The sequence below is a fragment of the Kitasatospora brasiliensis genome, from assembly GCF_032654805.1.
Classification (GTDB): domain Bacteria; phylum Actinomycetota; class Actinomycetes; order Streptomycetales; family Streptomycetaceae; genus Kitasatospora; species Kitasatospora brasiliensis.
The window spans coordinates 486,324-501,374 of sequence record NZ_JAUOOW010000005.1; the positions used below are offsets into that span (position 1 = coordinate 486,324).

Annotated in this window: 12 protein-coding genes; 7 read left to right on the forward strand and 5 right to left on the reverse strand. The window is 73.7% G+C overall.

Annotated elements, in window-relative coordinates; translation table 11 throughout:
• Positions 1-50: 50 nt before the first annotated feature.
• The gene (locus QWJ13_RS21735) at positions 51-725 is read left to right on the forward strand and encodes a response regulator transcription factor (protein WP_316526473.1); all 675 of its coding nucleotides are present in this window, start codon (positions 51-53) and stop codon (positions 723-725) included.
• The gene (locus QWJ13_RS21740; RefSeq protein ID WP_316526474.1) at positions 719-2,128 is read left to right on the forward strand and encodes a sensor histidine kinase; all 1,410 of its coding nucleotides are present in this window, start codon (positions 719-721) and stop codon (positions 2,126-2,128) included. Before QWJ13_RS21735 ends, QWJ13_RS21740 begins: the two co-directional genes overlap by 7 nt.
• Positions 2,129-2,136: 8 nt before the next feature.
• Here the strand turns inward: QWJ13_RS21740 and QWJ13_RS21745 are convergent, their stop codons facing one another.
• The 4 genes from QWJ13_RS21745 to QWJ13_RS21760 all read right to left on the reverse strand — a co-directional run bounded on the left by QWJ13_RS21745 (position 2,137) and on the right by QWJ13_RS21760 (position 7,414).
• Positions 2,137-3,369, reverse strand: a complete 1,233-nt coding sequence (locus tag QWJ13_RS21745; protein WP_316526475.1) for a sensor histidine kinase — start codon at positions 3,367-3,369, stop codon at positions 2,137-2,139.
• Between the two features lie 8 nt (positions 3,370-3,377).
• Positions 3,378-4,100: an ABC transporter permease gene (locus tag QWJ13_RS21750; protein ID WP_316526476.1), complete on the reverse strand. Its 723-nt coding sequence runs from the start codon at positions 4,098-4,100 to the stop codon at positions 3,378-3,380.
• Positions 4,097-5,047, reverse strand: coding sequence for an ABC transporter ATP-binding protein (locus tag QWJ13_RS21755; protein WP_316526477.1), 951 nt, complete (start codon positions 5,045-5,047; stop codon positions 4,097-4,099). Before QWJ13_RS21755 ends, QWJ13_RS21750 begins: the two co-directional genes overlap by 4 nt.
• A 213-nt stretch (positions 5,048-5,260) precedes the next feature.
• Positions 5,261-7,414, reverse strand: a complete 2,154-nt coding sequence (locus QWJ13_RS21760) for a S9 family peptidase (RefSeq protein ID WP_316526478.1) — start codon at positions 7,412-7,414, stop codon at positions 5,261-5,263.
• 314 nt (positions 7,415-7,728) lie between these two features.
• On the opposite strand from QWJ13_RS21760, the gene QWJ13_RS21765 reads away from it, so the two are divergent.
• The 5 genes from QWJ13_RS21765 to QWJ13_RS21785 all read left to right on the forward strand — a co-directional run bounded on the left by QWJ13_RS21765 (position 7,729) and on the right by QWJ13_RS21785 (position 13,877).
• On the forward strand, positions 7,729-7,923 hold the full coding sequence (locus QWJ13_RS21765; RefSeq protein WP_316526480.1) for a DUF2304 domain-containing protein: 195 nt from the start codon (positions 7,729-7,731) through the stop codon (positions 7,921-7,923).
• 32 nt (positions 7,924-7,955) lie between these two features.
• Positions 7,956-8,867 (forward strand): N-acetyl-1-D-myo-inositol-2-amino-2-deoxy-alpha-D-glucopyranoside deacetylase, encoded by a 912-nt coding sequence (gene mshB, locus QWJ13_RS21770; protein WP_316526482.1) that lies wholly within the window; start codon positions 7,956-7,958, stop codon positions 8,865-8,867.
• Entirely contained in the window at positions 8,864-9,340 is a 477-nt protein-coding gene (locus tag QWJ13_RS21775; protein WP_316526483.1) for a DUF6113 family protein, read from the forward strand. The genes mshB and QWJ13_RS21775 overlap by 4 nt, the downstream gene beginning before the upstream one ends.
• A gap of 243 nt (positions 9,341-9,583) precedes the next feature.
• Positions 9,584-12,031: a peptidoglycan binding domain-containing protein gene (locus QWJ13_RS21780; protein WP_316526484.1), complete on the forward strand. Its 2,448-nt coding sequence runs from the start codon at positions 9,584-9,586 to the stop codon at positions 12,029-12,031.
• Between the two features lie 127 nt (positions 12,032-12,158).
• Positions 12,159-13,877, forward strand: a complete 1,719-nt coding sequence (locus tag QWJ13_RS21785; protein ID WP_316526486.1) for an ABC transporter family substrate-binding protein — start codon at positions 12,159-12,161, stop codon at positions 13,875-13,877.
• A gap of 24 nt (positions 13,878-13,901) precedes the next feature.
• Here QWJ13_RS21785 and QWJ13_RS21790 read toward each other — a convergent pair whose 3' ends face one another.
• Positions 13,902-14,951, reverse strand: a complete 1,050-nt coding sequence (locus QWJ13_RS21790; RefSeq protein WP_316526488.1) for an ABC transporter ATP-binding protein — start codon at positions 14,949-14,951, stop codon at positions 13,902-13,904.
• Between the last annotated feature and the right edge of the window lie 100 nt (positions 14,952-15,051).

Consider the following 15,051-nt stretch of genomic DNA (forward strand, 5'->3'; position numbering starts at 1 on the left):
CTGAAGAGGACTTAAGGAACGGATTCCCCGCCGGTGGCATCCTGATGCGCATGGAAATTCTGGTGGTGGAGGACGACGCCCAGGTCGCGGCGGCCGTCCGGCGCGGCCTGGAGGCCGAGGGCTACACCGTCGACCTGGCCCCGGACGGCCTCACCGGCCTGCGGCTGGCCCGGCGGCACGCCTACCGGGCGATCGTGCTCGACATCATGCTGCCCGGCCTGAACGGCTACAAGGTGTGCGAGGCGCTGCGCGCCGACGGCGTCACCACCCCGATCCTGATGCTGACCGCCAAGGACGGCGAGTACGACGAGGCCGAGGGCCTGGACACCGGCGCCGACGACTACCTCACCAAGCCGTTCTCCTACCTGGTCTTCCTGGCCCGCCTGCGCGCCCTGATCCGCCGCAGCCAGACCCCGGGGCCGCTGCTGCGGGTCGGCGACCTGTGGCTTGACCCGGCGGGCCGCCGCTGTGGCCGGGGCGGCGCCGAGATCACCCTCACCGAGCGGGAGTTCGCCGTGCTGCGCTGCCTGGCCGAGCACCCCGGCGAGCTGCTCTCCAAGCGTCGGATCGTCGACGAGGTGTGGGACATCGCCTTCGACGGCGAGGAGTCCATCGTCGAGGTGTACATCAGCATGCTGCGCCGCAAGGTGGACACCCCGTTCGGTGTCCGCTCGATCGCCACCGTGCGCGGCGCCGGCTACCGGCTGGAGGCCGCCTCGTGCTGAGCCGCCTCTCCACCCGGCTGCGCACCTCGGTGGCGGCCGGCCTGGCCGCGCTGGTGCTGCTCGGCGCCGGCGCCTGGTGGCTGCGCGGCCACCTGTACGACGCCCAGTTGGCGGCCGCCGAGGAGGACGCCAAGTCGCAGTCCCGCGAGATCAGCAACGGCTACAAGTACGGCCGGCAGGTCGTGGACACCTGGCAGCTGCCGTACGTGGTGCTCGGCAGCGACGGCCACGTGCTGATCATGGGCGGCACGTTGACCACCCAGCACATGACCGGGCCGCTGCCGACCGCCGTCCCGCGCCTGGCCCCGGACAACTGGCAGTCGGTCCAGCGGATCAGCATCGGCCCCGCGGGCGAGGCCGCGGCCAACCGCTACTCGGGGCGCACCTTCACCGCCATGGGCAGCTGGAGCCCCCTGCTGCGCAAGGAGGACGACCAGACGAAGCCGCTGGTCGGCCCGTTCACGGTGTACGTGCTGGCCACCCCGTTCGCCGCCGAGGCCTCGCTGCGCAGCATCGACCCGGTGCTGCGGGCGGGTGTGCCGGCCGCCGCGCTGCTGGTCGCGCTGGTGGCCTGGGCGGCGACCAGCCGGGCGCTGCGCCCGGTGGACGCGATCCGCGCCGAGCTGGCCGAGATCGGCGAGCACCGGCTGGACCGCCGCGTCCCGGTGCCGTCCTCCGGCGACGAGATCACCCGGATGGCCCGGACCACCAACGCCACCCTGGACCGGCTGGAGCGCTCGGCCGTCCAGCAGCAGCGCTTCGTCGCGGACGCCTCGCACGAGCTGCGCAGCCCGATCGCCGCGCTGCGCACCAACCTTGAGGTCTCGCTGGCGCACCCCGAGCGCACCGACTGGCCGGCCGCGACGTACGAGGCGCTCACCTCGGTGGAGCGCCTCCAGCAGCTCACCGAGGACCTGCTGTTCCTGGCCCGGGGCGCGCACCCGGCGACGGCCGGCCAGTTCACCGCCGTCGACCTGTCCGCCGTGCTGCGCGAACTCGCCGACCAGTACCGCCCGGTGCTCGGCGCCCGGCTCGCCCTGCGGGTGGACGCGCCCGAGCCGGTGCCGGTGCTCGGCAGCCGGATCCGGCTGCACCGGCTGGTACGCAACCTGCTGGACAACGCCCAGCGGCACGCGACCGCCGAGGTGGTGCTGTCCACCCGGCGGACCGCGCACGGCGCCGTCCTGGAGGTCCGGGACGACGGCCCGGGGGTGCCTGCGGAGGACCGCGAGCGGATCTTCGAGCCGTTCACCCGGCTCGACGAGGCGCGCAGCCGGGACGCCGGCGGCAGCGGTCTGGGCCTGGCCATCGCGGCCGACATCGCCACCCGGCACGGCGGCACCCTGCGGGTCGCCCACGCACCGCGCGGCGCCCGCTTCGTACTGGAGCTGCCGTCCGCCTGAAGGTCCGTCTAGAGCGGGGTCCGCAGCGGCACCAGGGCCCGCAGCCGGAAGCCCTTCCCGCGCTCCCCCGGCCCGGTCTCCAGCCGCCCGCCGACCAGCGCCAGCCGCTCCTCCAGTCCGGACAGGCCGTTGCCCGGCTGGGACTTGCCCGGCCCGCGCCCGTTGTCTGCCACCTCCAGGACGGCGTAGCGCTCGCCGTTCTCCTCCCAGCGCTCGTCCCCCGCCACCGCGCAGAGGGTGGCGCCCTCGCCGTGCCGGACCACGTTGGTGACGGCCTCGCGCAGCGCCCAGGCCAGCGCTCCCGACTCCTCCTCGGCCAGCGACGGCCAGCGGTCCACGAGCTCCGGCGAGGCCTCCAGCCGGACCTGTGCGGCGCCCAGCGCGGTACGGGCGGCGGCCAGTTCGACCGGCAGGGTCGGCCGGCGGAAGCCGGTCACCGCCTCCCGGACGTCGGTCAGCGACTGCCGGGCGACCTGTTCGATGTCGGCGACCTGCGCCCGCGCCGCCTCGTCCTTGCCGGCGTCCATGAACCGCCCGGCCAGCTCGCTCTTCAGGGTGATCAGCGACAGCGAGTGCCCCAGCAGGTCGTGCAGGTCGCGGGCCAGGCGCAGCCGCTCCTCGGAGGCGGCCAGGTGCGCGACCGCGGCCCGCGCCTCGCGCAGCTCCTTCATGGTGGCGACCAGCCGTTGCAGCCCGGTCATCGCGACACCGGAGAGGAAGGCGCTGAGCGCGATGGTGGCGATGTTGTCGGTCCCGGCGCCGATGCCCCACCCGACGGTGGCGGTGAGCGCGGCCATCGCGACCAGCGCGTGCAGCCCGTACTTCAGCGGCGTGATGATCGCGACGCACACCGAGGCGTAGATGAACAGCGTCAGGAAGGCGCCGCCGAGGACGGCCGAGGCGGCGATGGCCAGCCCGACCATCGTGACGACGATCGTCAGACAGGCCCGCGGCCGCATCCCGGCCTGCGAGCGGAAGATCACCAGCAGGACGTAGGCGACCACGAACCCGGCCAGGCAGCACCAGCCGAACACCGTCCCGGCGGTGCCGTGGTGGCCGCCCAGCAGGTCGCCCGCCGGGTACGCCAGGTAGAGCATCCACAGCGCCATCCAGGCGATCTTGACCAGCAGCTGCCGCCGGGTCTCCACCGGGGAGCCGGGCACGTTCATGAACGACGCGCGCGCCACACCCACCCCCTCCGAGGGTTCGTCGGGACGGTGGGTGGGGCGCGCGCTGCTCATGTCGATCATCATGCCTGGCGGGTGTCGCGCCGGTACAGCGCCGCCGCGGCGGCGACGAACACCACCAGGAAGCCGGCCAGCCCGGCGACCGCGGCGGTGTCCAGGGAGTGTCCGGGCCGGGTGAAGGCGGCCAGCTTGTTGTACAGGTACACCGGGTTGAACCGGGCGAACTTCTCCAGCGTGCCACCCACCGGGAACCAGGTGCCGCCGAGCAGCGCCATCGCCATGTAGGTGATCATCACGATGGTCTGCACCGCGTCCGGCGCCGCCGCGTACCCGAGCGCCACCCCGAGCGCGGCGAACACGAAGCTGCCCAGCCACAGCGCCAGCGCCAGGCCGGCCCACTGCGCCGCGGGGAGCGAGACACCCTGGCTCGCGCCGACCGCGAAGACCACCAGGATCGCCGGCAGCGTGGTCACCGCGCTCGCCGCGATCTTGCCGAGGGTGTACGCCCGGCCGGGCAGCGCGGTCAGCCGCAGTTGGCGCACCCAGCCGCTCTTGCGCTCCAGCGAGATCCGCTGCGCGTTGCCGGTCAGCACCGCGCCGACCGCGCCGAAGGTGGCCATCGAGACCATGAAGTACGTCTTCACCGGCAGCCCGCCGGCCAGCGGGCTGGAGCCGTAGGCGTTGATGAAGAAGAAGTACATCAGCGCCGGGTAGAGGAGGGTGAAGAGCAGGTAGCGCCGGTTGCGCAGGGTCCGCAGGATCTCCAGCCGGATCAGGGTGGTCATCGCACACTCTCCAGGGCTGCGTCGTTCCGGTCCTGCTCGCCGGTGATGGTCAGGAAGGCCTGCTCCAGGCCCAGCCCGGTGACCTCCAGCCCGCGCGGGTACAGCCCGGCCCGGTAGAGCCCGGCCACGCTGGCATCGGCGTCCGCGGTCCGGATCCGCACCGTGCGCACCCCGGGGACGCGCGCGGTGGCGTCCAGCGACTGCACGCCGGGCAGCGCGCGCAGCACCGCCTCGTCGTACGGCTGCCCGTCCGCGTCGTGGAGTTCGAAGGCGATCCGGCGGGCCCCGGCCCGTTCCTTGATCTCCGCCGAGCTGCCGTCCGCGATCAGCCGGCCCCGGTGCAGGACCAGGACGCGGTCGGCGATCGAGTCGGCCTCCTCCAGGTAGTGGGTGGCGAACAGCACCGTGCGCCCGGCGTCGGCCTGGGCGCGCATGCTCGCCCAGAACGACTGCCGCACGCTGACGTCCATGCCGGTGGTGGGCTCGTCCAGCACGATCAGGTCGCTGTCGCCGGCGATGGCCAGGGCGAAGCGGACGCGCTGCTCCTGGCCTCCTGACAGCTTGTCGACCCGTCGTTCCGCCAGCTCCGTGATCCCGGCGTCGGTCAGTACCCCCGTAACCGACCTACCGCGCGGGTGCACGTCGCAGGCGAGCCGGACCAGCTCACGCACCTTGACGTCGGACATCAGCCCGCCGCTCTGGAGCATCGCGCCGACCTTGCCGGCCGCGATCGCCGTCCGCGGGGTGCCGCCGAACAGGGTCACACTGCCCTGGTCGGGCTCCCGCAGGCCGAGCAGCAGGTCCAGGCTGGTGGACTTCCCGGCGCCGTTCGGCCCGAGCAGTGCCACCGTCTCGCCCGGCCGCAGGACCAGGTCCAGCCCGTCCACGGCACGCACTCTGCCGTAGCTCTTGCCCACGCCGCGGAAGGCGGCCACCTCGGTCACCATCGCCCCTGCTCCTCTGCCCTGACGGTGTTACGCCTGTGAATGTCACAGTCGGTGCTGTTCGCACCACCTCAGAGTCCCGCGCGGGCCGGTACGGGCGGCAGTGTCCGCCGTCGTGCCTTCGGCATGACGGATGTCATGGGTGCGGCCGGTACCCGCATCACGCCGAACGAGGCAGTAGGGGGCACCGGCCGCGAAGGGGCTGGTCAGAGGTGCTTACAGGCCCAGCGAGCGCTTCACGAAGTCGACCTGGAGCAGCATCAGGTTCTCCGCGACCTCCTCCTGCGGGGTCATGTGGGTGACACCGGACAGCGGCAGCACGGTGTGCGGGCGCCCGGCGGCGAGCAGCGCCGAGGACAGCCGCAGGGTGTGCGCGGCCACCACGTTGTCGTCCGCCAGCCCGTGGATGATCATCAGCGGGCGCTCCAGCCCGGCCGCGTACCCGCCCAGCGAGTTGGCGGCGTACACCTCGGGCTGCTCGGCCGGGTGGCCCAGGTAGCGCTCGGTGTAGTGGGTGTCGTACAGCTCCCAGTCGGTCACCGGCGCGCCGGCCACCGCCGCGTGGAAGACGTCCGGGCGGCGCAGCACCGCGAGCGCGGAGAGGTAGCCGCCGTACGACCAGCCGCGGATGGCGACCCGGTCGAGGTCCAGCGGGAACTCCCCGGCGAGCGCGTGCAGTGCCTCCACCTGGTCGTCCAGGGTGGCCCCGGCGAAGTCGGAGACGATCGCCTTCTCCCAGGCCGGCCCGCGCCCGGGGGTGCCGCGCCCGTCGGCGACGACCACCGCGAAGCCCTGGTCGGCGAACCACTGGGACTGGAGGTGCGGGTTGTGCGCCTGGTAGACGCGCTGGCCGCCGGGGCCGCCGTACGGGTCCATCAGGACGGGGAGCAGGCCGTCCCGCTCGCGGTCGTAGCCGGTGGGCAGGAAGACGGCGGACGGGATGCGGCGCTCGCCGGCGAAGCGGAAGACCGGGCGGGCGGTGATGACCGGGGTCTCGGCGTGCGAGGCGATGGTGGCGACGTCGTCGACCGCCAGGCCCTCGGGCAGGTCCCGGGCGACCTGGACCAGCGTGCCGGGCAGGTCGGGCTCGGCGGTGGCCCGGACGGTGATCCCGCCGCCGTGCACCGCGCTGGTGACGGAGGTGAACGGCCGCCCGTTGGCGGACTCCCAGCCCAGCCGCTTGCCGTCGTGGCTGATCCGGCCGACGCCGACCCAGCCCGGCTCGGGGTCGGTCTCCTCGGTGCCGCCGGAGGCGCTGAAGAACACCTCGCCCTCGGTGACCGCGACGACCGACCGGACGTGCAGGTCGGCGCCGGTCACGGCGTGGTCGCCGATCACCAGCGCCCGCACCCCTCCCTCGTCCGAGATCCGGACCAGCTTGCCGTCCGGGGTCCAGGCCGGGACGCCCGCGAACAGCTCCAGCCAGGCGCCGTCCTTCTCCTCGTGCAGCAGCTCGGTGGCGCCGGTGGCCACGTCCAGGCCGAGGATCCGCTGGTGGCGCTGGTCGCGGGACTGGACCTGGAGCAGCGGGACGCCGCCCTTCGACCAGTGCACCCGGGCCAGGTACGGGAAGGCGGCGCGGTCCCAGACCACCTCGGTGCGCCCGCCGTGCAGGTCGAGCAGCCAGAGCCCGACCTCGGCGTTGGCGGTGCCGGCCGCCGGGTAGGGGACCTCGGCGGGCTCGCGGTCCGGGTTCGCCGGGTCGGCGATCCACCAGCGGCGCACCGCGCTGTCGTCGGCGCGCTCGACCAGCAGCCGGTCACCCCCCGGGGACCACCAGAAGCCGCGGTCGCGGTCCATCTCCTCCTGGGCGATGAACTCGGCCTGGCCCCAGGTGACGTTCGGGCCGTCGGGCTCGGCGAGCACCCGGTCGCCGCTGCCGTCGGTGCGGGTCAGCCGCAGCTCGCCGGCGGTGTTGGCGTACGCGACGTGGGCGCCGTCCGGGGACGGGCGCGGGTCCAACAGCGGCCCCTCGGCGGGGAGTTCGGCGGTGGTGCCGGCGGCCAGGTCGGCGGTGAACAGGCGGCCGGAGAGGGCGAAGGCGGCCAGCGCGCCGTCCGCGTCCAGGGCGTAGCCGACGATGCCGGCCGAGCCCTCGCGGCTGCGCTCGCGGCGGGCCTTCTCGGCCGGCGAGAGGTCCTCCTCGCCGCCACCGAGCAGCGCGGCCGGGTCGGCGGCGATCCGCTCCTCGCCGGTGGCGGTGTCGAGGGTCCAGAGCAGGTTGGCCCGGTCGCTGCCCGAGCGCGAGCGCAGGAAGACGACCCGCGAGCCGTCCGGTGCGACGGAGAAGGAGCGGGGCGCCCCGACGGTGTAGCGCAGGGTCCGCGCGTACTGCCGCGGGAAGGTGTCCTCAGAGGTGTGGGAGGTCATGGCACCAGACCTTATGACGTCGAACCACCGCTGCCGGAAGCAGATTGATCACCCGTTCGGAGCATCGTGCGGAAGTACGCCCCAAAGAGGTCCAAACCGCCTCCACTCGGCCCATGCGCCCCTCCGATGCCGCCGTGCCCCGGCGCGCGCGGACTCACTGAGCGTGACGATCCCCTCACCCATCGGGTATGACTAGTCCGGCGCGTGATCGTCGGCCCCCGTCCCGGGCCGCCGGTCCCCCGCAGCCTCCAGTCCCGCACCGTCCCCCGCCGCCCTCCCCGGAGGCGGCGCGCCCGAGAATGGGGTTGAGCCGAATGGCCATGAACATCTCCGCCGCCGTGCTGATGCTGGTCATCGTGGTGATCCTGATCCGCCGGTCCGGCCTGAAGCTGGCGCACGCGATCGTCTGCGCGCTGCTCGGCTTCTACCTGGCCTCCAGCTCGATCGCCCCGTCCATCGCCCAGGTCACCAGCAACCTCGCCGGAATGATCAACGGCCTGCGACTCTGACCCTCCGCGGGCCGGTGGTTAGGCTTCCTCCCATGACCGCGACTACCGGCCGCCGCCTCCTCCTGGTCCACGCGCACCCCGATGACGAGTCGATCGGCAACGGCGCCACCATGGCCCGGTACGCCGCCGAGGGCGCCCTGGTCACCCTGGTGACCTGCACCCTCGGCGAGGGCGGCGAGGTGATCCCCCCGGAGCTGGCCCACCTGACGGCCGACCGGGAGGACCGGCTCGGCGCGTACCGGATCGGCGAGCTGACCGAGGCGATGCGCGCCCTCGGCGTCACCGACTTCCGCTTCCTCGGCGGCCCGGGGCGCTACCGGGACTCCGGGATGATGGGCGTGCCCGAGAACGACGTGCCCGGCTGCTTCTGGCGGGCGGACGTCGACGAGGCGGCCGGCCACCTGGTCGCGGTGATCCGCGAGCTGCGGCCGCAGGTGCTGGTCACGTACGACGAGAACGGCGGCTACGGGCACCCGGACCACATCCAGGCGCACCGGGTCGCGATGCGCGCCCACGAGCTGGCCGCCGACCCGGCGTACCGTCCGGCGCTGGGCGAGGCCTGGCGGATCGCCAAGGTGTACTGGAACCGGATGCCGCGCTCGGCACTCGACGCCGGTCTCGCCGAGGCCGCCGCCAAGGCGCCCTTCCCGGGTGTCGCGCAGCCCGCCGACGTCCCCGGGGTGGTCGACGACGAGGTGGTCACCACGGTGCTGGACGGCGCCGGGTACGCCGCCGCCAAGGCCGCCGCGATGGCCGCGCACGTCACCCAGATCACCGTGGACGGCGCCTTCTTCGCGCTCTCCAACGACCTCGCCCAGCCGCTGTTCGCCACCGAGTACTACCAGTTGGTGCGCGGCCAGGCCGGACCGGGCGACGAGCCGGAGGACGACCTGTTCGCGGGCCTCGCCCCCGACACCGCGCACGCCGAGGAGGGCGTCCGATGAGCAAGCCCGCCCCGCAGCGCAAGGCCGCCGCGCAGCCGCCGCGCCGCTCGCTGTCCGCCGCCGTCCTCGGCACCCGGGAGGAGCGGCTGGCCGAGTCGCAGCCTCCGCGCGCCGCCCGGATCGCGGCCTACGCCCTGCTCTTCCTGCTGGGCGCCGCGGTGTCGGTCTGTGGATCGTTCGTGCAGGCCGTGTGGCCGCCGGTGGGGGTCCTGTTGGCGCTCGCCGCGACCGCCGGGACCTTCTACGGCGGCCTGCGGGTCACCGGCACCCGGCTCGGCGCGGGCGCGCCCGCGGCCGGCTGGTTCCTGGCGATGCTGCTGCTGATCGTGCCCCGGCCCGAGGGCGACAACGTGCTGTGGTCCAACGCCACCTCGCTGGCCTGGCTGTTCGCCGGCTCGATGCTGGGCGTGATCTGCGCCACCCTGCCCACCCGCACCAGCTGGTTCCCCGGGGTGCCCGGCCCCCCGCGCTGACCCCGGTCGGGCACGGCGTACGGTACCGCGTACGACGAGCAGTCAGGAGCGCGCGGCCTTACTCTCATACCGGAGGAACCGGACGTATCAGGATCTGTCCGAAGCCGTTCGCCGCTCAGTTCTTCCCAGTATGGTGGTCCCGCAGAACGCCGTACCCGACCGCCGCCCGCCCCAGCCAGGCCCGGCGACCACGAACCGCGGTCGCGCCGCACGGCCCGCCCGCGAACCCGGAGCAGAGCAGCATTGAGCAGCCGCGAATCTGACAACGCCCACCCGACGCCTCGGCGCACGGGTCCGGACGCCTACCCGTCGGGCACCCCGCCCTACGGCACCCCGGGCCCCGGCGGCGACCGGGCCGCGGCCGCACCGGGCGCCGCGTCGGGCGGCGAGGACGACGGGCCGAGGACCGAGACCACCCTGACCACCCGGGTCCGGATCAACATCCCCGGCTCGCGTCCGATCCCGCCGGTCGTCGTCCGCAGCGCCGTCAAGAACGAGGACGGCCCGGGCGATGACGCCCCGGCCGCCGCGTCCGAACCGGGCAGCCCCCGGCACCGCTCCGCGCCGGCCTCGCCCGTCCTCGGCGTGATGGAGGACGGCGGCCGCTCGGCCGCCCCGCCGAGCCTGCCGCCGGAGTGGGAGATGCCGGCGGTCCCGCCGATCCCGTCGGCGACCTCCGAGTCGGAGTCCACCGGCGCGTGGTTCCGGCCGCGCCAGAAGAAGACCCAGACCGCCGAGGCCGTACCGGCCGGCGTGCCGGCCGCCGCCGCGAGCGCGGTGGAGGCCCCGGCCGCGCCGGCCGCCGCCGAGCCGCGCCCGCAGGGTGCCCGCCCGGCCGCCCGTGCCAACGGCACCCCGAACGGCCGTCCGGTGCCGTCCCAGGGCAAGCAGTCGGCCCAGGGCAAGCAGCCGCACCCGGCCGCGCCCGCCGCGCCGTTCCGTGCCGAGGCCCCGGTGGAGGAGCCCGGCGTGTACGAGGCCGCCGCGCCCTTCGCCCCGGTCACCGACCCGTTCGGCACCTCCGTCCCGGAGGCCGGCCGGCCCCGGCAGAACGGGCAGTCGCAGAACGGCCGCCGACCGGACACCCGGCAGGCCGACGGGCAGCAGCAGAACGCCCAGCGCCACGACCGCCGGCAGACCGCGCCGCAGAACGGCTTCCAGCCGAACGGGCAGGCGGCCGCCGAGGCGAACACCGAGGACACCTCGGTCGACGGCTTCGCGCCGATCCACGACCACACCCCGCCGCCCGCCGCGATACCCGGCCTGCCCCGCGACGGCGCCCCGCGCGGCGCCGACGCCCCCGCCCAGCCGGGCCTGTTCGCCTCGGCCCCGACCGGCACCGACCCGTTCGCCGCCCAGCGCCCGGCCGCCCCCGGCCAGGAGAGCCCGGTCGTTCCGGCCGGTCCCGGCGCCCTCTTCCCGGGCGCGCCCGGTGCCGCCCCGCAGCACGGCGGCCCGCAGCTGAACGGCGCCCCGCGGCTGAACGGCCACGACCCCGAGGCCACCGAGTTCACCCCGCTGCCGACCCCGCCCCCGGCCGCCGGCCCGCGGCCCGAGGCGGCCAAGAACGCCAATGCCAACGCCAAGGGCAAGGGCAAGGGCAACAAGGGAGCCAAGGGGGCCGACGCCCCCGCGCCGGACCTGGCGCCGTTCCTCCCTCCCACCCTGGCTCCGGTTCCCGCCCCGGCCCCCGCCAAGAAGGCCGAGCCCGCCGCCCCCGCCAAGGCCAAGCGCGGCGGAGCCGGCAAGAAGCTGGTCAAGCTGGGCACCTACGGCATCGTCGCGGTGCTGTTCCTCGGCGCCGCCGCGTACGGCACCGGCCTGATGCTCAACCAGTCCGACGTCCCCAAGGGCACCGTGGTGCTCGGCGCCGAGATCGGCGGCAGCAGCCGCGACCAGGCGATCCACCAGCTGGACGAGTCGATCGGCAAGGCCGGCCAGCAGCCGCTCAAGCTGAAGATCGGCGACCAGGCCGTGGACCTCGACCCGACGGTCGCCGGGCTGAGCTTCGACACCACCGCCACCGTGGACGGCCTGGCCCAGCACAGCTACAACCCGGTCGACGTCATCAAGTCGCTCCAGGGCGGCACCAAGGCCGTGGCCCCGGAGGTCAAGGTCGACCGGGCCAAGCTCAAGGCCGCCCTCGACACCCTCACGGCCGCCGGCTCCGGACCGGGCCTCCAGGAGGGCTACGTCAAGTTCAGCGACAACGGCGAGCCGATCGTCGTCCCCGGCCGGGCCGGCCAGGCGGTGGACTCGGCCAGTGCCCTGGACGTGATCGAGCAGGCCTACCGCGACCGCGCCGACGGCAAGCCCGACCAGCCGATCTCGCTCGCCGTCGCGGCCGCCCAGCCGAAGGTCTCCGCCCAGGCCCTCCAGGCCGCCGCCGACGGCCTCGGCAAGCAGGTGGCCTCCGGCAAGGTGCACGTCACGGCCGGCACCAAGACCTGGGACTTCGGCCCGAAGACCGCCGCCAAGGCGCTCACCCTCGTCCCGGACTCCTCCGGCAAGATCGTGCCCAAGTGGGACCTCGACGCGCTCTCCGCCCAGCTGGGCAACGCGTTCGACAAGGTGAAGGTCAAGAAGAACGGCCAGCTCGCCGCGATCACCCCGCAGGACGTCGCGGACGGCGTCACCTCGGTGTTCGACAAGACCGGCGACAAGGACCGCACCTTCAAGTTCACGGTCTGACCCGGCCGCGTCGCCGAGGGGCCGGCCGGCCCCTCGGCGACGCCCGCCGACAACTCGACAACGTCCCTCCCGGTCAGCAAGATGTGACGCCACACCATCCGTCACATCCAGCCCGGAAGGCACGCCGATGCGCCGCCGCCTCCAGCACCACGGGACGGCCCTGCTCGCCGGTCTCACCGCCCTCACCCTTTCGCTGGCGCTCTGCTCCTGCACCTCCGGCCCGAACGGCGCCGGCGGCGACGCCTTGCCCTCCGCCCCCGCGTCGCCCAAGCTCACCTCGGTCGACATCAACCCGCACGACCGGGCCCAGCTGCGCCAGGGCGGCACCCTGAACCTGGCGATCGCCCAGTTCTCCCACCAGTGGTCGCCGATCCACGCCGACGGCGCCGAGTCCACGACCGTCATGGTCAGCAAGCCGCTGCTGCCGACCTTCTTCCGCTCGGACGCGGCCGGCACCCAGACGCCCAACCCGGCCTACCTCCAGGACGCGCACGCCGACCTCAAGGACGGCCGGCAGGTGGTCACCTGGACGCTCAACCCGAAGGCCCACTGGTCCGACGGCACCCCGATCACCTGGCGCGACATCGAGGCCAACTGGCGTGCCCTGAACGGGAAGGACCCGGCGTACAAGTCCTCCAGCAACACCGGCTTCGAGCTGGTCTCCGCGGTCGAGCGCGGCAAGGACGACTTCCAGGCCGTGATGACCTTCGACCGCCCGTTCGCCGAGTGGCAGTCGATGTTCAACAGCGCGAGCAACGCCCCGCTGCTGCCCGCCGGCCGGATCGCCACCCCCGAACAGTTCAACACCGCCTACCTGGACGGGTTCCCGGTCACCGGCGGCCCGTTCAAGGTCGAGCAGCTGGACCGCGCCGCCCAGACCGTCACCCTGGTCGCCGACCCCTCCTGGTGGGGCGACAAGCCGATGCTGGACCGGATCGTCTTCCGCGCGATGCTGCCCTCCGAGATGCCCGCCGCGTTCTCCAGGGGCGAGATCGACCTCGTCAACAACGGCCCGGACGTGGCCGGTTACCAGATCATCCAGAGCACCAGGAACGCCGTGGTGCGCCGGGCCGGCGGGCCGGACTTCCGTCAGCTCACCCTGAACGCCCGCACCCCCGCGCTCGGCGACGCGACCGTGCGCCAGGCCCTGTTCCAGGCGATCAACCGGGACGTGATGATCCGCTCCGACCTCAACGGCCTGGACTGGCCGACCGTCCCGCTCAACAACCACCTGCTGGTCACCAACCAGAACGGCTACCGGGACAACTCCCTCGGCCTGGCCCGCTACGACCCGGCCGAGGCGGCCCGCAAGCTGGACTCGGCCGGCTGGAAGCTGGACGGCGACGTACGGAAGAAGGACGGCCGCGAGCTGAACCTGCGGATGGTCGTCCCGGCCGGCGTCACCCCGGCCCAGGCCGAGGCCGCCAACGCCACCAGGATGCTCAAGGACGTCGGCGTCAAGGTCACCACGGTGACCGCCCCCGCCAACGAGTTCTTCGACAAGTACGTCAACCGCAACGACTTCGACATCGCCGCCTACTCGCTGATCGGCACCCCCTTTCCGGCCAGCGGCAACCGCGCCAACTTCGTCCAGAGCGGCGGCACCAACCACGTCGGCGCGGGCAGTCCGGCGGTGGACGCCGCGCTCGACCGGGCCGCCGCCGCGACCGACGCGGCCACCTCCTCGGAGGCGATCAACCAGGCCGACGGCGAGCTCTGGAAGGTGGCCGGCGTGCTGCCGCTCTACCAGCGCCCCCAGCTGTTCGGGGCCCGCGCCGACCTCGCCAACATCGGCGCCCAGGGCCTGTCCGACATCGTCTGGGAGAACGTCGGCTTCGTGAAGTAGCCGGCCCGCCGGGTGCGGCGGGCCTCAGCCGTGCAGCGTCTCGCGCCAGTAGTGGCAGGCGCTGCGGCGGCCCGCCAGCTCCGTCCCGTGCTCGCTGGTCACCGGTACCAGCGGCGGGAGTTCACTGCGGCAGCGGTCCTGCGCGCGGTCGCAGCGGGGATTGAAGGCGCAGCCCTCCGGGATCCGCAGCAGGCTCGGCGGCAGGCCCTTGATCGCGTGCAGGTCCCGGCCCTTCTGGTCGAGCCGGGGGATCGAGTCCAGCAGCCCCCGGGTGTACGGGTGCGCGGGCCGGGCGTACAGCTCGCGCACCGGCGCCGTCTCGACGATCCGGCCCGCGTACATCACCGCGATCTTGTCCGCGACATCGGCGACCACACCGAGGTCGTGGGTGATCAGGATCAGCCCCATGTTGAACTCGGCCTGCAACTCCGCGAGCAGGTCCATCACCTGGGCCTGAACAGTCACATCCAGCGCGGTGGTCGGCTCGTCCGCGATGATCAGATCGGGCTCCAGGGCCAGCGCCATCGCGATCATGATGCGCTGACGCATACCGCCGGAGAACTGGTGGGGATAGTCGTTCACCCGCTGCCTGGCGGCGGGGATGCGCACCCGCTCCATCAGCTCGACGGCCTTCTCCCGCGCCTCCTTGCGGGTGGCCCCCCGGTGTGACCGGAACATCTCGCCGAGCTGGTAGCCCACGCTGAGCACCGGGTTCAGCGCGGACAGCGCGTCCTGGAAGATCATCGCGATGTGCCCGCCCCGGATGGTCCGCCGGGCGCCCTCGCGCATGGTCAGCAGGTCCTCGCCGCGGAACAGGACCCGCCCCGCGGTGATCCGCCCCGGCGGCATGTCCAGGATGCCCATGATCGCCTGCGCCGTCACCGACTTGCCGGAGCCGGACTCCCCCAGCACCGCCAGCGTCTCCCCCGACGCGACGGAGTAGCTCACCCCGTTCACGGCCTTGGCGACGCCGTCCCGGGTGTGGAACTCCACGTGCAGGTCGTCGACTTCGAGCAACGGCGTGCCGGGCTCCAGGGATCCCCGACCGCCGCCGATCACCTCCACCGCGTCCATGAGAGCAGCCCTCCTCAGCACAGCGGCGTCCACCGTTGGGCGCAGAGCAACTATCAAGGAACATCCGGTACTTGGCGAGTGTGCGGCAGATCTCTTTTCC